2 protein-coding genes are annotated in these 409 nt (G+C 57.9%); one reads left to right on the top strand and one right to left on the bottom strand.

The genetic code is table 11. From position 1 onward, the window contains the following. Positions 1-277 (top strand): phospholipase D-like domain-containing protein (locus JK635_RS08500; protein ID WP_202653526.1); only part of this gene is annotated, 277 nt, incomplete at its 5' end. A 12-nt stretch (positions 278-289) separates the two neighbouring features. Here the strand turns inward: JK635_RS08500 and JK635_RS08495 are convergent. Beyond that, positions 290-409 (bottom strand): transposase domain-containing protein (locus tag JK635_RS08495; protein ID WP_202653525.1); only part of this gene is annotated, 120 nt, incomplete at its 5' end.

Below are 409 nucleotides of genomic sequence, written 5' to 3'. Positions count from 1 at the left end.
CAGCCGCGACAACATGAAGTTGTTCGAGGCCTGCGCGCAGCACCTGAAGCCGCTGGAGTTTTTCGGTCGCTACGACCACACCGTGGCTGTCGATCCCGCCGTGTTGAAGTGGTTTCTGGATAAGGCGAGTCCGAATTTCGACTGCAAGCTCGTTCCCGACATCCTGCACGCCAAGATCATCTGGTGGGTGGATGCCGGGGCCTACATTGGGTATGCAAATCTGTCAGACCGAGCCTGGATATCGGTAAGCGCGAGTTTCTCCGCACCTAGCGCCTGAGCGATTTTTCAATTACGAGGCGGCGTCATTTGCGTAATTGAACGGCAGCAGATCACTGACCTCTGCGCCAGCAGCGCGGCGCGGCAATTCGGTCAGCACATAGAGCAGATAGGCATACGGCTCGACCCCGCA

It is taken from the genome of Neobacillus paridis (assembly GCF_016765675.1).
Taxonomy (GTDB): domain Bacteria; phylum Bacillota; class Bacilli; order Bacillales; family Cytobacillaceae; genus Neobacillus; species Neobacillus paridis.
The sequence above is the reverse complement of the archived record's forward strand: the minus strand, read 5'-3'. Positions and strand labels throughout refer to the sequence as shown.